At 51.3% G+C, this 15747-nt stretch carries 13 protein-coding genes and 1 pseudogene; 7 read left to right on the top strand and 7 right to left on the bottom strand.

What is annotated here, in order from left to right:
- Nucleotides 1-77: 77 nt before the first annotated feature.
- Both ACN0YR_RS21000 and ACN0YR_RS20995 read right to left on the bottom strand, forming a co-directional pair.
- Entirely contained in the window at nt 78-1853 is a 1776-nt protein-coding gene (locus ACN0YR_RS21000; RefSeq protein ID WP_417851179.1) for an SLC13 family permease, read from the bottom strand.
- A 9-nt stretch (nt 1854-1862) separates the two neighbouring features.
- Nucleotides 1863-2852: a 3'(2'),5'-bisphosphate nucleotidase gene (locus tag ACN0YR_RS20995; protein ID WP_417851178.1), complete on the bottom strand. Its 990-nt coding sequence runs from the start codon at nt 2850-2852 to the stop codon at nt 1863-1865.
- A 619-nt stretch (nt 2853-3471) separates the two neighbouring features.
- Here ACN0YR_RS20995 and ACN0YR_RS20990 point away from each other — a divergent pair.
- The gene (locus ACN0YR_RS20990) at nt 3472-3822 is read left to right on the top strand and encodes a hypothetical protein (RefSeq protein WP_417851177.1); all 351 of its coding nucleotides are present in this window, start codon (nt 3472-3474) and stop codon (nt 3820-3822) included.
- Nucleotides 3823-3943: 121 nt separating this feature from the next.
- Here ACN0YR_RS20990 and ACN0YR_RS20985 read toward each other — a convergent pair whose 3' ends face one another.
- The 4 genes from ACN0YR_RS20985 to bshB1 form a co-directional block, all read right to left on the bottom strand.
- Nucleotides 3944-5794: a CRTAC1 family protein gene (locus ACN0YR_RS20985; protein WP_417851176.1), complete on the bottom strand. Its 1851-nt coding sequence runs from the start codon at nt 5792-5794 to the stop codon at nt 3944-3946.
- Between the two features lie 244 nt (nt 5795-6038).
- Nucleotides 6039-7283, bottom strand: a complete 1245-nt coding sequence (locus ACN0YR_RS20980) for a DUF6807 family protein (RefSeq protein ID WP_417851175.1) — start codon at nt 7281-7283, stop codon at nt 6039-6041.
- Nucleotides 7284-7332: 49 nt separating this feature from the next.
- A complete protein-coding gene (gene dapB, locus ACN0YR_RS20975) occupies nt 7333-8133 on the bottom strand; it encodes a 4-hydroxy-tetrahydrodipicolinate reductase (protein WP_417851174.1) in 801 nt (266 codons plus the stop codon).
- A 233-nt stretch (nt 8134-8366) separates the two neighbouring features.
- On the bottom strand, nt 8367-9074 hold the full coding sequence (gene bshB1 / locus ACN0YR_RS20970) for a bacillithiol biosynthesis deacetylase BshB1 (protein ID WP_417851173.1): 708 nt from the start codon (nt 9072-9074) through the stop codon (nt 8367-8369).
- 125 nt (nt 9075-9199) lie between these two features.
- Between bshB1 and ACN0YR_RS20965 the strand changes: the two genes are divergently transcribed.
- The 5 genes and pseudogenes from ACN0YR_RS20965 (at nt 9200) to ACN0YR_RS20945 (ending at nt 13089) form a co-directional block, all read left to right on the top strand.
- A complete protein-coding gene (locus ACN0YR_RS20965; RefSeq protein WP_417851172.1) occupies nt 9200-9484 on the top strand; it encodes a hypothetical protein in 285 nt (94 codons plus the stop codon).
- A gap of 861 nt (nt 9485-10345) precedes the next feature.
- A complete protein-coding gene (locus tag ACN0YR_RS20960) occupies nt 10346-11299 on the top strand; it encodes a sugar phosphate isomerase/epimerase family protein (protein ID WP_417851171.1) in 954 nt (317 codons plus the stop codon).
- A gap of 20 nt (nt 11300-11319) precedes the next feature.
- Nucleotides 11320-11421 (top strand): annotated as a pseudogene (locus ACN0YR_RS20955) (PTS fructose transporter subunit IIABC); the annotation flags it as partial.
- Between the two features lie 60 nt (nt 11422-11481).
- Nucleotides 11482-12024: a PTS sugar transporter subunit IIA gene (locus ACN0YR_RS20950; RefSeq protein ID WP_417851181.1), complete on the top strand. Its 543-nt coding sequence runs from the start codon at nt 11482-11484 to the stop codon at nt 12022-12024.
- 39 nt (nt 12025-12063) lie between these two features.
- Nucleotides 12064-13089, top strand: a complete 1026-nt coding sequence (locus ACN0YR_RS20945; protein WP_417851170.1) for an SMP-30/gluconolactonase/LRE family protein — start codon at nt 12064-12066, stop codon at nt 13087-13089.
- Between the two features lie 379 nt (nt 13090-13468).
- Here the strand turns inward: ACN0YR_RS20945 and ACN0YR_RS20940 are convergent, their stop codons facing one another.
- Nucleotides 13469-15163 (bottom strand): ATP-binding protein, encoded by a 1695-nt coding sequence (locus ACN0YR_RS20940; RefSeq protein WP_417851169.1) that lies wholly within the window; start codon nt 15161-15163, stop codon nt 13469-13471.
- Between the two features lie 126 nt (nt 15164-15289).
- Between ACN0YR_RS20940 and ACN0YR_RS20935 the strand changes: the two genes are divergently transcribed.
- A complete protein-coding gene (locus tag ACN0YR_RS20935) occupies nt 15290-15559 on the top strand; it encodes a hypothetical protein (protein ID WP_417851168.1) in 270 nt (89 codons plus the stop codon).
- The last annotated feature ends 188 nt before the right edge of the window (nt 15560-15747 follow it).

The raw sequence follows: 15747 nt of genomic DNA, 5'->3' as shown, positions 1-15747 counted from the left end.
GAGTTCAGTCCCCAAGAATGTTTGAATTACATTCACTCCTGCGGCTACACTGCAAACCAAACCTGAAGATGCTCTAGTTAAAACCCCCAGCGGAGGGGGATCACCAAAACGGCGACCAGCCAAAGGAGTAATGTAAGCGGGCCACCGAATCGGACATAGTCGACATAACGATATCCCCCCGGTCCCTGCACCATCAAGTTTGTCTGATACCCAATAGGTGTCGCAAAACAGGCGGCGGCTGAGATCATCACCGCGACGACAAACGGCATCGGATCGACTCCCATACTCGTCGCTGTCGAAATGGCGACAGGGAAGACAAGCGTCGCTGCCGCTTTCGCGGTTATCAAATTCGTGAAGACCATCGTGATCCCATAGATGATCGCTAATGCAGCGATCGGTTCGCCACCAGAAAAGCTGGTCAGGTAATTTGCAACGAACGGCCCGGCACCGCTGTGCTCAGCCTTCATTGCTTCGCCAATCCCAATTCCGGCAGCGATGGTGATCAGAACAGACCAGTCGATGCTGGCCCGTGCCTCATGTGCTTTCACACATCCCGTTAAGATGAGGACAAGGGCCGCCAACAAAGCTGAAGGAAGAATCTCCCAGCGGAAAACTGTGTTCAGCAGAACAAGTCCAATCAGAACCGTTTGAGCAATCCAGGCCTTGTCTCTTCGTAACGGCGTGGAGTTTTCGACACGACTGACAAGATAAAAGTCGCGCGAGTCTCTTTGCAAATCAGCAAACGACGTATGTGCTTCCAGCAACAAAGTATCCCCGGGAGCCAATGTGATGTCACCAATTTTCCCACGAATTCGCTGACCGTTTCTGGAGACCGCAATCACAACGGCGTTGTAACGAGTACGGAAGCGAGCTTCGCGAATCGTCGTGTTAATGACCGGGCAGGTGTTTGAAGCAACGGCTTCAATGAGGCAGCGCTCCGAACGTGGGCTATTCAGTTTGAAGACCTGATCGGTCGCAGGTGTTAGCCCAGGGAGTTTCTGGAGGTCGACAACTGAGTTGACCACGCCGACGAAGACAAGCCGGTCGTTTGCCTGCAAGCGTTCCGTCGGCGAGACCGCTGGCAGGATGTCACCCTTTCGCTCGATTTCCATCAGGAACATGCCTGGCAAATGCCGTAAGCCAGCTGTCTCGATGGTTTTCCCGAGAAGCGGGCTTGTCGGTTCCACCAGCATTTCAATCGTGTACTCTCGCGGATCATCGAATTGCAATGATGCTTGTTTACGATTCGGTAGCAGCAGCTTTCCCGTCGCGAGAATATAAATCAGTCCGGCAATGCAACATGGCAGCCCGACGAAACCGGGCTCGAACAGGGTCAGCGGACGCAGACCTTCGCTACTCATCAACCCGTTCACGACAACCGTTGTACTTGTCCCCAGCACAGTGCAAAGCCCGCCCAGAATCGTGGCGTAGCTGAGAGGTATCATTAACTGAGAGACCGAAAGCCGGCATTTCTTAGCCCAGTCATCCAGAACCGGCAGCATCACAGCCACGACAGGCGTGTTGTTCAGGAAGGCGCTCATCGCAGCTGTCGGCAGCATGAGCCTGAGCAATGCGGTTAAACGTGAGGTCGGAAGACCGAGCATATTTTTTATGAGAGAGGTGATCGCACCCGTTTGTTCGAGACCCTCCGCGACAATAAAGAGGACCGCAACGCTGATGAGACCTTCATTCGCAAACCCGGAGACCGCAGCCTTGGGGGTGACAACTCCCGCCACGATCAAAACCGTCAACCCCGCGAGGAGAATCAAATCCGGACCGGCGCGAGAGATCATCATCGCGATAATAGCGACGAAGATAACTCCAAGCGTAAGTGTAATTGCGAAGGGGTCCATGTGTCCGATTTATTCTTCAGCTGCGGCGATAGCCTTGAGGACGTCATCATGCAACAGGCCGTTGGTCACGACAACTCCGCGATTGTTCTTCAATGTTGATCCTTGAGAAAAATCAAGCGGCCTGCCGTCGATGTCGGTCACAGTCCCCCCAGATTCCTCGACAACCAATACTCCACCGGCGTGATCCCAGATCTTTTCCTGATAATCTTTTCGTGTTGGTAACCGGAGATAAACTTCGGCATCTCCTCGAGCAACGACAGCGTACTTTGCCTGCGAGTCAATCCGGACCGCCTCCGCCTTCGTCCCGAGTTGCTCGCGAACATTCCCTGACCAGCCGTGAGCGGTATGCCCCGATTCAACGGATTCACAAAGACGAGCTTCAAGCGGCGATTTGATCGCGGAAACTTGTGTTGTGTGCGGAGTGACATCGAGGAGGTCAAGCGGAGTCATTCTGGCTCCCTGGCCACGAACTGCGCTCAGAACAACTCCTTGAGCATTGTCCCAGGTGTCACGAGTCTGCAAATTCGGACAGGCCAGAGCGGCGACTTGAATGGTCCCATCCACAATCAATGCCAGTGAGATCGCAAACTGCTCTTTGCGTAAAAAACCTTTTGTTCCATCAATCGGGTCGAGAGTCCAAAAGCGATCGGCTGAGCCGTCATGGTTTCCGAAGTCAATCCAGCTGAGGACTTCCTCTTCCGAAGCCTCGACACCCGTTGCCTGGATCTCTTTCAGAATACGGGTTCGAAACGGAGCGTTCTCTGCGGTGCGAAGCTCTTTCGAGTCTTCCTCACCAACTATTGGATCATTCGGGAACATCTCTCTGAGGGCACGACAGATCACCGCCTGCGATGCAAAATCTGCAACAGTCACAGGCGACCGGTCCTTTTTTTCCATCGCATCGTCGGCAATTGTCTTCTGAACAGAACGACAAATCACCGATGCTGCTACGACAGCTTGAATAGCCGTTGAGACTTCAGATTCAAATACTTCAGACACATGCACCTCCTCGAGCAATGAGCGTAGAACAATGGAATAGGTTCGGTAAAAGAGTAGCTGCGCCCGGGAGTTCATCCGAACCCTGATCAGAATGCAAACCTCAATGTCGCCAGATTTTAGGACTCAACCGGTCATGAAACAACTCGTCTCAAAGATTGCCAAAAATGGAAGACTTCTCCAGATCTGCAGATTAGTTGAGACTCTTATTGGAGTCGATTTCCACTGCTCGCAGCCAATTTTCGCGATGAATCGTGGTGAACCGGACTCGCAAAAGCGTAGCGCACTACAGAATCACGGTGTTCCACGCTGCAATCGACAACGGCACTTGCTTGCATCTACACCTATGCCTTGGCATTGCATTTGCTCTACCAAAGTCTTGTGAGATCCTGATGCGTCCGTAGCAACCAACTCGTCGTTATAACTCGCCAAATTTCTTTACAGATTTGCCGAAACTTAGAAGAGTGTTGACACTGACGGATCGGGCAATTCTAATCTCTAACGTATAGACGGTGCCGTGTTTTTATGGACTGCACCAGATTGATTATGAATTCGCCATTCTTTGGACGAGATGTCGAAGATCACACCGTCGAGTTGCAACTTTTGACTTGGAGGATTTTGAATGAAGAATTTGATGCTCGGAATGGCAGCGATCGCTGTCGTTGGTTTTTTCGCCGCTGCTCCACAACAGGCAGAAGCACGCCCACAGTACTTGAAAGGTTTTATCGCCAAGTACGATATTGCTGAAGCCAAAGAGAAAAAATGTGGAGTTTGCCACGGTGAAGGTGGCAAAAACAAGAAAATGGTCAGCGACTACGGTAAAGCTCTCGGTAAAGCCCTTGGTAAGAAAAACGTCAAAAGTGCTGACGATATCGCCTCAGGACTCGACGAAGCTGCCAAAGCAGATGCTGGCGACGGAAAGACTTTCGGGGACGTCCTGAAAAGCGGAAAACTTCCAGCAGCAGCTGAATAATCAATGACGTCAAATCGACGTCGTTTTGATCGAATTGAACACGGGATGGTTTCGCAAGATTCCATCCCGTGTTTTTTTGTGTTCAGCGAATTCCATAAGATGAACATGGCCCGAAAAACTTTCAATTTGCTTTTCGTACTTGATTGACGGAATTCAGCTCGAAATCCTTCACCACCTGAACGGTTCCATCAGGCCAAGTGACTCTGACTTGCTGAATGCTGCTCGATTCTCCCAGCCCAAATGTGACGGGAAGCTCTGACTGGGACTGATAGCTCTTCGTGGGTGTGACTCTTCGATGAAGCGTACTTTCTCCGACTTCGAGTTCGACAAGTGCTCCAATGGCGTTTCGATTTAATCCTTCATCCTGAAGCCAGAATCGTATCCAGTTGTGCATTAACTCTTGATCGTTGCGCAGCAGCCGAGGTTTCTGGCCGGTCGTGGCGATCAAAATATCCAAGTCTCCATCATTATCGATGTCGGCATAGCTCGCACCACGCCCCACCAGCGGTTTTGCAAAATCCTCGCCGACAATCTCTTTCGCAACAAGTAGAAACTCGGTATCGGATTGATGCCCGCAGTTCCAGAAGAGTTGTGGTGGTTGTTCGTAAAACTGACTCGGTTGAACGCGGTTAATTTCCTGCTCCAAATGCCCATTCGCGGTAAAGAGATCCAATCGCCCATCGAGATCATAATCGAAGAAGAAAACACCGAAGGTCAAACTCAATCTGGTTGTCGGGCCAAGACCACTTGAGATCGCTTCATCTACAAACTGCATTGCAGCGTCTTCGGCGACATAAAGAGCCGTCATTTCATTTGAAAAATTCCCGATCGCCACACCGAGCGAATCGTTGTTGCGAAAGCGGGCAACATCAATCCCCATCGCCCCTCGGGCTGTCCCATCCATGTCGAAGGCGACTCCACTCAGTGTGCCGACTTCCATAAACGTGCCGTCCTGGTTATTCAGAAAAAGAAAATTCTGCACCGTATCGTTCGCGACAAGCATGTCCATCCAACCATCCCGATTGAAGTCATCAATGATCACCCCTAACGACTTCGCCATCGGAACATTCGAAGCCCGATTTCGCAGTTGCAGACCAGCTTCCTCAGCGACTTCGCTGAACGTCCCGTCTCCTTCATTCCGGAACAGGTATGGAAACGTTCCTTCAAAGTTTTGAGGACGTCCATAGGCACGGTCACCTCCTGTCAGCTGAAAGTCTTGTGCGAGGTCGTACTCTTGCGACCACTTCACATAGTTACAGACAAACAGGTCGAGATCACCGTCGCCGTCGTAATCAAACCATCCGCAACTTGTCCCCCACTGATCTTCCGCTCCGGACACCTTGGCGGATTCTGTAACATCGAGAAACTTCCCGTTTCCCTCATTGCGAAACAGTCGATTCTTCCCGACGGCGCTGATGTAGACATCGACCAGCCCATCACCGTTGTAGTCTCCGCAAGCGACCCCCATGCCATACATGGAGACATCCAGCCCTGACCCAGAGGTCACGTTCTCGAACTGGCCGCTCCCATCGTTGCGATAGAGCCCCATCAGAGAAGGAGTTTTAACCTCTTCCCCGGCGAACTCTTCCCATGATTGTGAATTGATGAGCAGCAGATCCTGATCACCATCGTTGTCCATGTCGAAAAATGCACAACCGCCCCCCATCGATTCCGGAAGAAGCTTCTGGCCTCTCGCTCCGCTCTCATGAACAAAATCGATCCCTGCAGTTTCAGTGATATCAGCAAACGAGACTGGCGGCGCGGTCTCCGCGCCAACCTCTCGAACTTCGACAGCCGCAAGTTCCGACTCAATCGCTGGTGGAGCCTGAAGCGGACGAGTCATGAAGTAAACGACCGGGCCGGCAATCAGCCCCAAGCCAACGAAGACAATAACCGACCACTTCAAAGCAGCGCCAACAATGGCATCGTCCTGTTCTTCAGCGACGTCGCCGGAATCAATATTTTGAGTCATGAATCTTAATTTACAGATTGAGAATGAATTCGACACGGCCCCATAGCATGAAGATTCGAAGCTGATCCAACAAGCTTGCTGATCGATCCCACTTCATCACAACTGAAACAGACTCAGTTATTAGAGCTGCTTGCTCTACCGTGCGCCCGTGAAGTTCACCTCGGTGCTACGCTGTCGCTCTCGAACTTTCAAAGCGACTAAAGTCACTCACCCTCGCTGCGGTAGCAGCAGAAATCGCAGCAGTCTACGGCGCTGTCGTTGTCACCCATTGGATTTTCGGAGTCGAGGAATAGTTCTTCCACGCTGAGTCGAGCACTTTTGCGTCCGGTTTTCCGTCATAAGAAACGTAGCGGTACCTGGCTGCGAACGGTTTCCCCGGTGCAAGCTCAAACTCTCCTAGAACTGCGGGTGAGTAGACGAAGTAGGGCATGCTGGGGTGCAGCCGGACCGGCTGTGGGCTGCGAAAGTTCGTGGGATGAGAGAACATCGCTGCTCCGCAAAGATCGCCCTGGACAGGTCCATAGACTCCCACCCAGTTTGGCTTCGTGTGATTGCCCGCTTCGCGATCGTCCGTTTCGTTAGTAATAATGTGGTGTTGATCATTCTTGATCCACTCAGCACTTCCGCGATAAGCAAATCCACCGTAGTGGTACTCTGCGATGGTCAGCGGTGTTTTCGCAACGCAGGTTTGCACCGATTCGATGTCGAACTGGTACATCTTCGGAAGGTTGTACAAACGAACCGTCCAGACTTCGTCGAGAACATCGCGTGGACCTCCTTTCGTCAGGACATGGGCCAGGCGAACCTTGAACGACGCAAAAACATCCCCTGAGGTCGTTTCAAGAATCTCGCGATGCCCGACTGTTCCAGTGTCACCTAACTGGTCCCAGAAGTTGACACCTTCTCCTTCGAAAAAGGTCTTTGTCCACGCTGCAAAAATTCCATGCTGATGCAAATGATCACTCGGAAACCCATCGGTCACAACCTTTCCCTGAGGAGTGACGAAAGGGTGAATGAATCCACTTCGGCGGTACAATTCCGACGCCCCAGCGGGTGGCTCGACGATGGCGGTGTTGTAAGTCAGAATTTTCTGATCGCCCAAAGCGAGAGAAATCGTCTTGTCGTCCTTGATGCACCTGACGGCATAAGTTGAATCAGCCGGCACCGACTCAGATTTCGGGACAACCTGAATTTGATACAACCGCCGCTGAGTCGCAGGAATTTCTTCTTTCGGAATAAAGACGAGTCGTTTTCCATCTTCACTTTTTTGAGAGACGACCAGTTCTCCCCCAGCAGCTTGCTTCAATACCAAATCTCCCTCAACATTCTGCAACGCCTTGGGCAGGTCCACCCAGATTGGCGAATCTTTTCGCGCAACATCGCCAGCTTGAACGGCAAACTGGAACAGATCCTCAGCCTGAGCCACCCCCGTGGTGGCGACAATCAAGAAGCTTGCGGAAAGAAAGCTTGTGAAGAAAAATTTTGCCATGGGGCACCTGCTAAGCCGAGTCGAAGACAAGGAGAGTTTAGAGAGGATCTCAGATATCGAGAACATCTTTCATAGTGTACAAGCCAGCGCCTTGGGTAGCGACAAACTTGGCTGCAGCCAAGGCTCCGTAGGCATAGCTATCTCGGGTATGCCCGCGAACGTAAACTTCGAGCGTCTCACCCATCATTCCGAAAATAATCTGGTGCTCGCCGACGTTATCGCCTGTGCGAAGCGCGTGGTAGCCGATCTCGCTTTGCGATCGCTGTCCGGTGATTCCTTCGCGACCATGCTTGTGTTCTGACTGCCCCATTTCTCTGGCGACGATTTCTCCGAACTTCAGAGCTGTCCCGCTGGGAGCATCCTCTTTGAATCGATGATGCCGCTCGACGATTTCCACGTCCACACCACCTGGAAGATTTTTGAGCGCCTTGCCCGCCTCAGCGACAAGCTTCATCGCCAGGTTGACCGCCAGACTCATACTGGGAGCCATCACAACGGGTGTCAGCTGAGCTGCTTCGAGGATGACTTGTCGTTGAGCATCGCTTAAGCCGGTTGTTGCTTCCACTAACGGAATCTGACGTTCCGCACAGACTCCGGCAATCGCAACTGCTCCTTCAGGAACGGAGAAGTCGATGACCGCGTCAACGTGCTCGGGAACTGTCGTGGTGATCTCGACACCAATGTTTCCGAGTCCAGCGATTTCACCGGCATCTTGCCCCAACATGGGCGAACTCGCTGACTCTAAAGCGGCAGCGAGTTCCAGGTCCGGATCAATATGGGTCAATGCGACAAGTCGTTGCCCCATTCGACCAGCAGCTCCATGAATCGCAATTCGAATTGGTACGGCCATTGAACTTTCTCTTATTGAATGTTTCTCTCGAATTCATCGAAGCAATGAATCCCATCTCATGCAGTTTTGAACATCTTGGGAACCAGCTGTTTCAAGACTAGCTGTCGCACAATCTATATAACTGTCTCACAATCACTGCCTGCCACACGACCGATCTTCAAACTGCCCAAACTCCGCTTCAGGATATCACTTTCAGAAGGGTCTCGAAATGCTGCAGGAATGATGCAGCGTTGCTATCCAATATGATCCAAGTCAGAAATACGGAGCTCCTCACGAGATGCAAACGCCTCTCCGTAGCTGGAATGAATTGTCCAGCCCCAGTAACGGGCCCGGTCACGGATATCGTCAAGCAGAGTAGGGTGTTCCTGGCTACGGCCTTCGATGAGCTGACTGGCGAAGCATTGAACGGCTTCCATTTTCTGGTCGATGGCATCGGAAATGTCGACGACAAATGCTGGCTTGGGATGAATCCTCAAGTGGATGCTCCAGAAATAGTAGATGCGTGGCGGATGAAACGGATCGCCTGGGATATCGCTGCGGCTGAGTTTGGACCAAAACCGGGCAGCATCCGCCAACGCACTGGCGGCAACATGATCCGGGTGAGCATCTTCCCAAAACGGAGCAAGAATGACCTTGGGACGTGTGAGGCGAAAAATCGCTGCCAGTTTTCTGCGAGCACTGAGATTGTTTTCCAGCGAACGGTTCGGCAAATCAAGCTGGTATCTCCAGGTGAGTCCAAGAGCCTTTGTCGCCAGTTCGGTTTCAGATTTGCGTCTCTCAAGCGTTCCGCGGGGGGTAGGCTCACCGTTTGTTAATTCGACCACTCCGACTCGTTTACCTTGTCGAAGTGACTGAATGATGGTTCCTCCGACGCTGATTTCCGCGTCATCGGGGTGAGGAGAGACAACTAAAATGTCGAGTGGAGTGTCTAGAGCGTTCATAAAATCGATCTTTACCTGGAATGAGATTTCTGCAATATAGCGGATTCCCCCCTCTCAACATCCCTTCTCAATCACCATTCCAACCTTTCGTTCGCTCGATCATTCTTCGAGCGGGAGTTCTCGACATGGCTTCTCAACGATTTGCAGCCACGCTGCTTGTGGTTGTCCTGTGCGCTGGCTGTCAGTCATCGTTTTCTAGCCCATTCACTCAAATCGTCGGATACCGTAATACCGGTAGCGCTCGGGAAAATCCAGCGGATCAAACCAGCGACCCCTGGATTCAGGAGGCCGGAGACATCACCAGTGCAGAACATGATGAGATCCTGGTCAACGATCCATTGAAGCTGAGGAAAATCTTTGTTTCTCCCAAGGCTCGTGACATCGAACGCAATCTTGGCGTCAAAGATTAAAGCATTTCCAATGCATGTCATTCGTATGCCACGCCACATTTGCGACTCATTAATCGCTTGCCACAAGACTAAATGCGTCTTCCTTTTTCAGAATTGATTCAGGGAGTGAAATGTCCATCGCCAGAAGCCAGATGAGACCACTGTTGCACCATGATGTCGGAGATACATTCGCAGTTCGCCACAAAAGGCTTGAACCTGAACAGAGCGTCCGCGCGCACGTTCCGAATACGAAACCGTCGTACTGGCCAACAGAAAAAGTCAAGACATCAGCTTTCCATGGAAGAGAACATTCTCGTTCGTCAAGGGTGAATGACGGGAAAAATCTCAATGCAACATTCTGTTAGAAAAGCATCGTTCTGTCATGGCTTTTTTTTCGCACTAGAGACATACTGACTCTCAAGAACTGGCAGATTTTGTCTCTCGGGAGTGTTGTAAATGTCCTTGCAGTTTGACGACCTTAGGGTCTCTCCGTCCGGTGCTCTTTCCAATTTAGTGAAACCGGGAAATGACATTGATAAAAATCGATATCGAAATTCAAAGCTGCACACTCCGACCCTCTCGCTTAAATCGCCAATCGGGCCCCTCAAAAATCCGAACTGGTATTAAGAACTGCCAATCTTGCTGAAATCGTTCTGAATCATCGAGATCTCATGATCCTGTTCAGTTTCGTCAGAGCCAGTAAGCTTCTGCATACCAAGATTTCTCCACAGTTCGGCTGACTTGCAATCGCGACCCTTCTTGTCTCGCTTGCTAATCTCATTCTGAGTGACTTTCGTCTTTCTATTTTTCAACAGGTTTGTTGACGTGCAAAAACCATCTGCTTCATCGTTTCGGCACACTGGTCCGTCTTCGGAAACACCCATGCCCGCCAAAGTGGAGCTTCCACAGAACCTCCCAGTGAGTGAAAGTGCCGTACAAAATCTTGATGCGAGTGCGCTGCATCATCGCGTCGCAATGAATGAGTTGACGACCATTCGCTGGTCCGTCGCTGAAGATATCGAGGCCTATCAGCTTTGGAACATCCCCGCGATTGGTGTGAGTTGGCGAAAGCTGCTCGAATTCGGCGTCCAGAAAGGTGTTCGGATGCTGCGACAGTCCGACCTGAGTGTCTCTAACGTTGGCTGGGTTGGTGGATTCACCGGCCACAACGGGTTCGGTCACAGTGAAGTCATGTTGGACGCCAAGCGTGCCGTCCGGGTTGCGGGGCAATTACGATCTCCGGCAGTGACAGTGCTGACAGGTCCGCAAAACCGTCATATCAATTCTCACGCACGTCGCCTTGCTGTTTCCGCGCTCTGTGAGCTTGCCGACTTAGCCGCCAGCTACAATGTTTCCATTGCACTCCAGCCCATGCATCAGGTGTATCAGCAGAACTGGTCCTTCATTCACAGCCTCGATGACGCCCTGGAATTGATCGAAAGAGTGAATCATCCGGCAGTGAAACTTGCGTTCGGAACGTACCACCTTGGAGGGGAAGAGGACGTCTGTTCGCGAATTCGTTCAATTGTTGATAAGATTGCAGTTGTACACCTGTCTGATTGTTATGGGTCGCCACAACACGAGAATGATCGAGAAGTCCCCGGCGAAGGACATCTTCCTCTACGTGAAATCGTGTACGCCCTGGAATCAGCTGGATACGATGGATGGTACGAGACAGAAGTCTGGTCCCCTGACTTATGGAAAATGGACCATCACGACTTAATTGAACGTTGCCTTCGGTCTCAGGCAGCTTTATTCTCTAATGAGTTGAAGACAAGCTTTACGGGCTTAAATACTTTGTCTGAGTTTCCAGACGAAGACTCCTCCACCTACTGAAGACGCATTTCGAATCTCCCATGGCCCACGAATGGTACTCGCTTGATGAATTGGCTCGCCAACTAGGGCGAGACAGTCGCGAAATCCTACGGCTCGCAAGCCGTGGACGTATCCCTGCACATAAACGGGGAGAAGACTGGCAATTTCACGCTGCTGAAATTACCCAATGGCTCGAACAGGAAATGCGGGAGTATTCGGACAGCCAACTCGCTGCACTCGAAGTGGCACAAGCTTCACCGGAAGTCGCTCCTGAAATTCCTGTCTCTTCTCTTCTGAAACCCGAGTTGGTACAGGTTCCACTCGAAGCACGAACAAAACGGTCGGTGCTGGAAAGTATGATCGAAGTTGCTGGCCGCACCTGGCAAGTCTGGGAACCAGCGACGATTCTTAAAGCAGTCCAGGAACGCGAAAAACTCCACTCAACCGCTTTCGACAATGGTGTCTCGATCCCTCACCCTCGCTCTCCACTTCCCGATGCGATTGGAGAACCGCTGGTTGCGTTCGGAAGAACTTTGAGTGGAATTCCTTGTGGTGCAAGTAACAACTCGCTGACCGATTGTTTTTTCCTGGTACTGTGTCAGGATGCTCGAACCCACTTGCAAGTCATCGCACGGCTGGCACGGATGATTCAATTACCAGACTTCCTGCCTGAAATTCGCGAAACAGAAGACCCATTGAGAACGTACGAAATCATCCTCAATGCTGAAAAGCAGTTCGAGCCGTAAAGTCGATTTCTTGCAGAAACTCTTTGAAAGGACCAACTGATGAGACTGTTTCTGCTGAAGACAACCGCACTTCTTTGCCTGAGCACAGCTCTGACGGCTCAGGATACGACAAACTTTCCCACTTTGGGCGAGCGAGTCGAAAACGATCCCGCCCTGTCTCAACTCGTCGCCAAAGATGCGCAGACCTTCGTCATCTCAAGTGGCTACGAATGGACGGAAGGCCCAGTTTGGGTCAATGAGAAAGAGGGCTCTGGCTATCTGCTTTTCTCAGACATCCCAAACAACTCCATCTTTAAATGGGTGGAAGGCAAAGGGGCTTCGCTCTTCATGAAACCGTCTGGATACACCGGAGTCGCGGATTACGGTGCAGAGCCGGGAAGCAACGGCTTGGTCCTTGACCCTCAGGGTCGGTTAGTAATGTGCGAACATGGTGACCGCCGGCTCTCAGTGCTCACAAAATCGGGTGGCAAGCAAACTCTCGTCGACAACTACAAAGGCAAACGGCTCAACAGCCCGAACGATCTGATCTACCACTCCAATGGTGATCTTTATTTCACCGACCCGCCTTACGGACTCCCCAATCGCTGGGACGACCCACTTCGTGAACTCGATTTCTGTGGCGTTTATCGACTCTCAAAAGCGGGTGAGTTGACACTTCTTACCAAAGAAATGACTCGTCCGAATGGCCTCGCTTTTTCTCCTGACGAGAAAACACTCTATGTCGCCCAATCCGATCCAGAAGCTGCCTTGTGGAAGTCGTTCCCTGTCAAAGCGGATGGTACACTCGGCGAGAGCAAAGTCATGTATGACGCGACACAACATGTCAAACAGGGCTGGCCAGGACTTCCAGATGGCCTGGCCGTCGACAAAGCTGGCAACATCTTCGCGACGGGACCTGGTGGAGTTTATGTCTTCAGTGCAGCTGGCAAACTTTTAGGGCGTCTCAGCACAGGAGAACGGACATCGAACTGCACATTCGGAGGAAAAGATGGCTCTATTCTCTACATCACCTCCGATACATACCTGTGCCGAATCCAGACAAAAACAACCGGTTTGGGACATTGAATCTCACCGAAGTTCCCCAAGTCGCTGAGCAACTTCCCTCAACAACGACCGCTCAGCTACCAAGAGAGCGAAGTGAACGAGGCAGGCAAGGAGGCGAGCAGCCGATGAATTCATGAAAGTGAACTTCACGGATGCGACGATCACTGCACGCGACAAGCATTGAAAAAGTTCTGTTGAGAACCGAGCTTTGCTGCACATTATATTTCAACGCAACCAGAGCCGAATCGCTTTGGTTGCGTTTTTTATTCTTCATCGCAAGCCTTGCGAGAGGAATTGGCTAGCGCAGTTTGCTCTACCGTGTGCCCGTGAAGAACGCGTTTGATCAATAAAATTGCTGTTCGCCACGAGGCAGAGCCTGCAAACTAATTCGAAACTGGCTCTAATCAGCTGAACTGAACGATCCCAGAGAGTTCGCGCTCTTCATCAGTTCAGCGGGTGTTGAAGTAAACGAATCAGCAGATTCGAGTGGATTTTGGCAGGCAAGTTCCACCGGCAGGCGGACGGTGAACGTACTCCCTTTTCCGAATTCACTTTCCAGCGAGACCTCTCCGCCGAGCAATCGGCAGAGTTCTTTGATAATCGACAGTCCCAGCCCGGTCCCTTCGTACTCGCGGGTCATGCTGTCTGAACCAGCCAGGTTTTGTCCTTGCCGGAATTTTTCAAAAATGATGCTTTGATCTTCCAGCGGAATCCCGATTCCGGTGTCCGCGACGACCAAGTCAAACAGCATTTCGTCATGCATGGAAACGTCGATACGGATTCGGCCACCCTCAGGGGTAAACTTAATTGCGTTCGAGAGCAGGTTATAGAGAATCTGCTGCATCTTCCCGACATCCTGAACTAGAACAGGAACGGACTCAGAGACCTCCCAGTCCATGTCGATATTTTTCTTTTCCGCGAGTGGCTTCACGGAGAGTGCCAATTGCTCAATGAGATCCGCGATCGAAAACTCTGAGATGTGGACCTCCATCCGGCCTGCATCGATCTTCGCTAAATCCAGAATGTCGTTGATCAGCAGTAAGAGATTATTCCCGGATGTCTGAATGTTCGAGAGGTATTTTTTCTGCTTCTCGTTCAGGTTTTCCGCCACCGCCAGAACATCGCTGAACCCGAGAATGCTGTTCAGCGGCGTGCGAAGTTCGTGGCTCATCGTGGCCAGGAATTCGTTCTTTATTTTGTTCATCTCATGCAAACTCAAGTTCGCTTGCGCAAGTTCGTCGACCTTGTAATCCAGCGACGCCGCAGATTGCTTCAGCTCTTCCTGAGTCGTCACCAGATGCCGCAACATGCGGTTGAACGCATGGCTGAGTTCCTGAAATTCATCGCCAGTTCGAATGTCCGCCCGCTGATCAAGTTCCCCTTGGGCAATCGCATCGCTCACGTCTTTCAGGTGCATAATTGGCTTGACGATCACATACCGAACAATGACATAAGCCACACCCATCCCCAGAACGGCTGTGACGATTGCCATCACGATGAGAATGGCATTATTCCGAGCGATGTCGTGTTGAGTTTCCCTGAGCTCAAATGTGATGCGGGCCATCCCCATGATCTGGTTGGTCTCGCTGACAAGAGGGGCGTGCCGATCACGATGGCATTGCAGGCATAGTTCGGTTGCGATGATCGGTTCAAAGTACAGATACCGCCCCCGTTCTGTATCTTCGTGGATCACGTACGGTTCTTTCTTCGAGAGAAGAGCTCGAAACGCCTCGATTTCAAAGGTCTCGACCGGGCGAGCGGTGGTGCTTGCGTTTTCGTAGTCCTCTGGCATGAACTTCCAGTTGAACTCACGCAAGCGGTCGGGCTTGAGCGCCTCATTCAGATTCTCGGGGATGACGATCAGCTCAGATTCATTCGGATTTTGACTCGCCTTCCAGTGCGTTGTCATCATGTTTTGAGCGATCAGCAGCTGAGCTCGATCACGGTACTGCTCCCGAACAATCCGCAGATTCAGCTGAGCATACACGTAGAAACTACCAGTAATGAGCAACATCAACGCCCCCCCAAACATCAAGCGGCATTTCCGCTCAAGGCTGGTTTCTCCAAGCAGACGTTTGAATCTTCGGTAGGACATTACGCTCTGTTAAACCGTGCCCTTTGTGAAACTGGGACCTGTTGGTCGGGCTTGTTTCGTGGATGGCTGCAAATCGATATCACCAGAATCCCGCTCTTAACGACGAAAACTGATTGACTCAGTAAAGTGGTCCGTCCATCTCAAAAACCAGTTGAGATCACCGTTGAGTTGCAACGACGAAACGGCAGCCGCAGTCTACACGCGACTCTCAAAGATCGACAGACCTGTAGTATGTGTGGTTCTGTGAGTCAGGGCAAGAACGATCCCGCTATAGACATGATCCTGGATCTCCTGTTTTACGCATTTTGTCCGGTATTTCGCAGCTGTAAACTGTTAAAAACGGGAAAGTTTGCCGGTCAGGTCAGCGAGTCAGCGACATGGCCAGGACGGATTTGATTTGTTGGAAAAAATCCCATGGAAATACTTGAAGTGACGTCCGATTGACGATAGCTTGAAGATTAGAGACACGAAAGTCGCAGAGAGGCGGCATGTTCTTTTGAAATTGACCTGTCGCACGACATGACGTCGGTTCATTGTGTGGACACTTTTTTCCCTGAATTCATGGGATGAACAGATCGTCCAAA

Origin of the sequence: Thalassoglobus sp. (genome assembly GCF_048270125.1) — a bacterium.
GTDB lineage: Bacteria > Planctomycetota > Planctomycetia > Planctomycetales > Planctomycetaceae > Thalassoglobus.
Note: the sequence above shows the minus strand (reverse complement) of the source record. Positions and strands in the feature narration are given on the sequence as shown.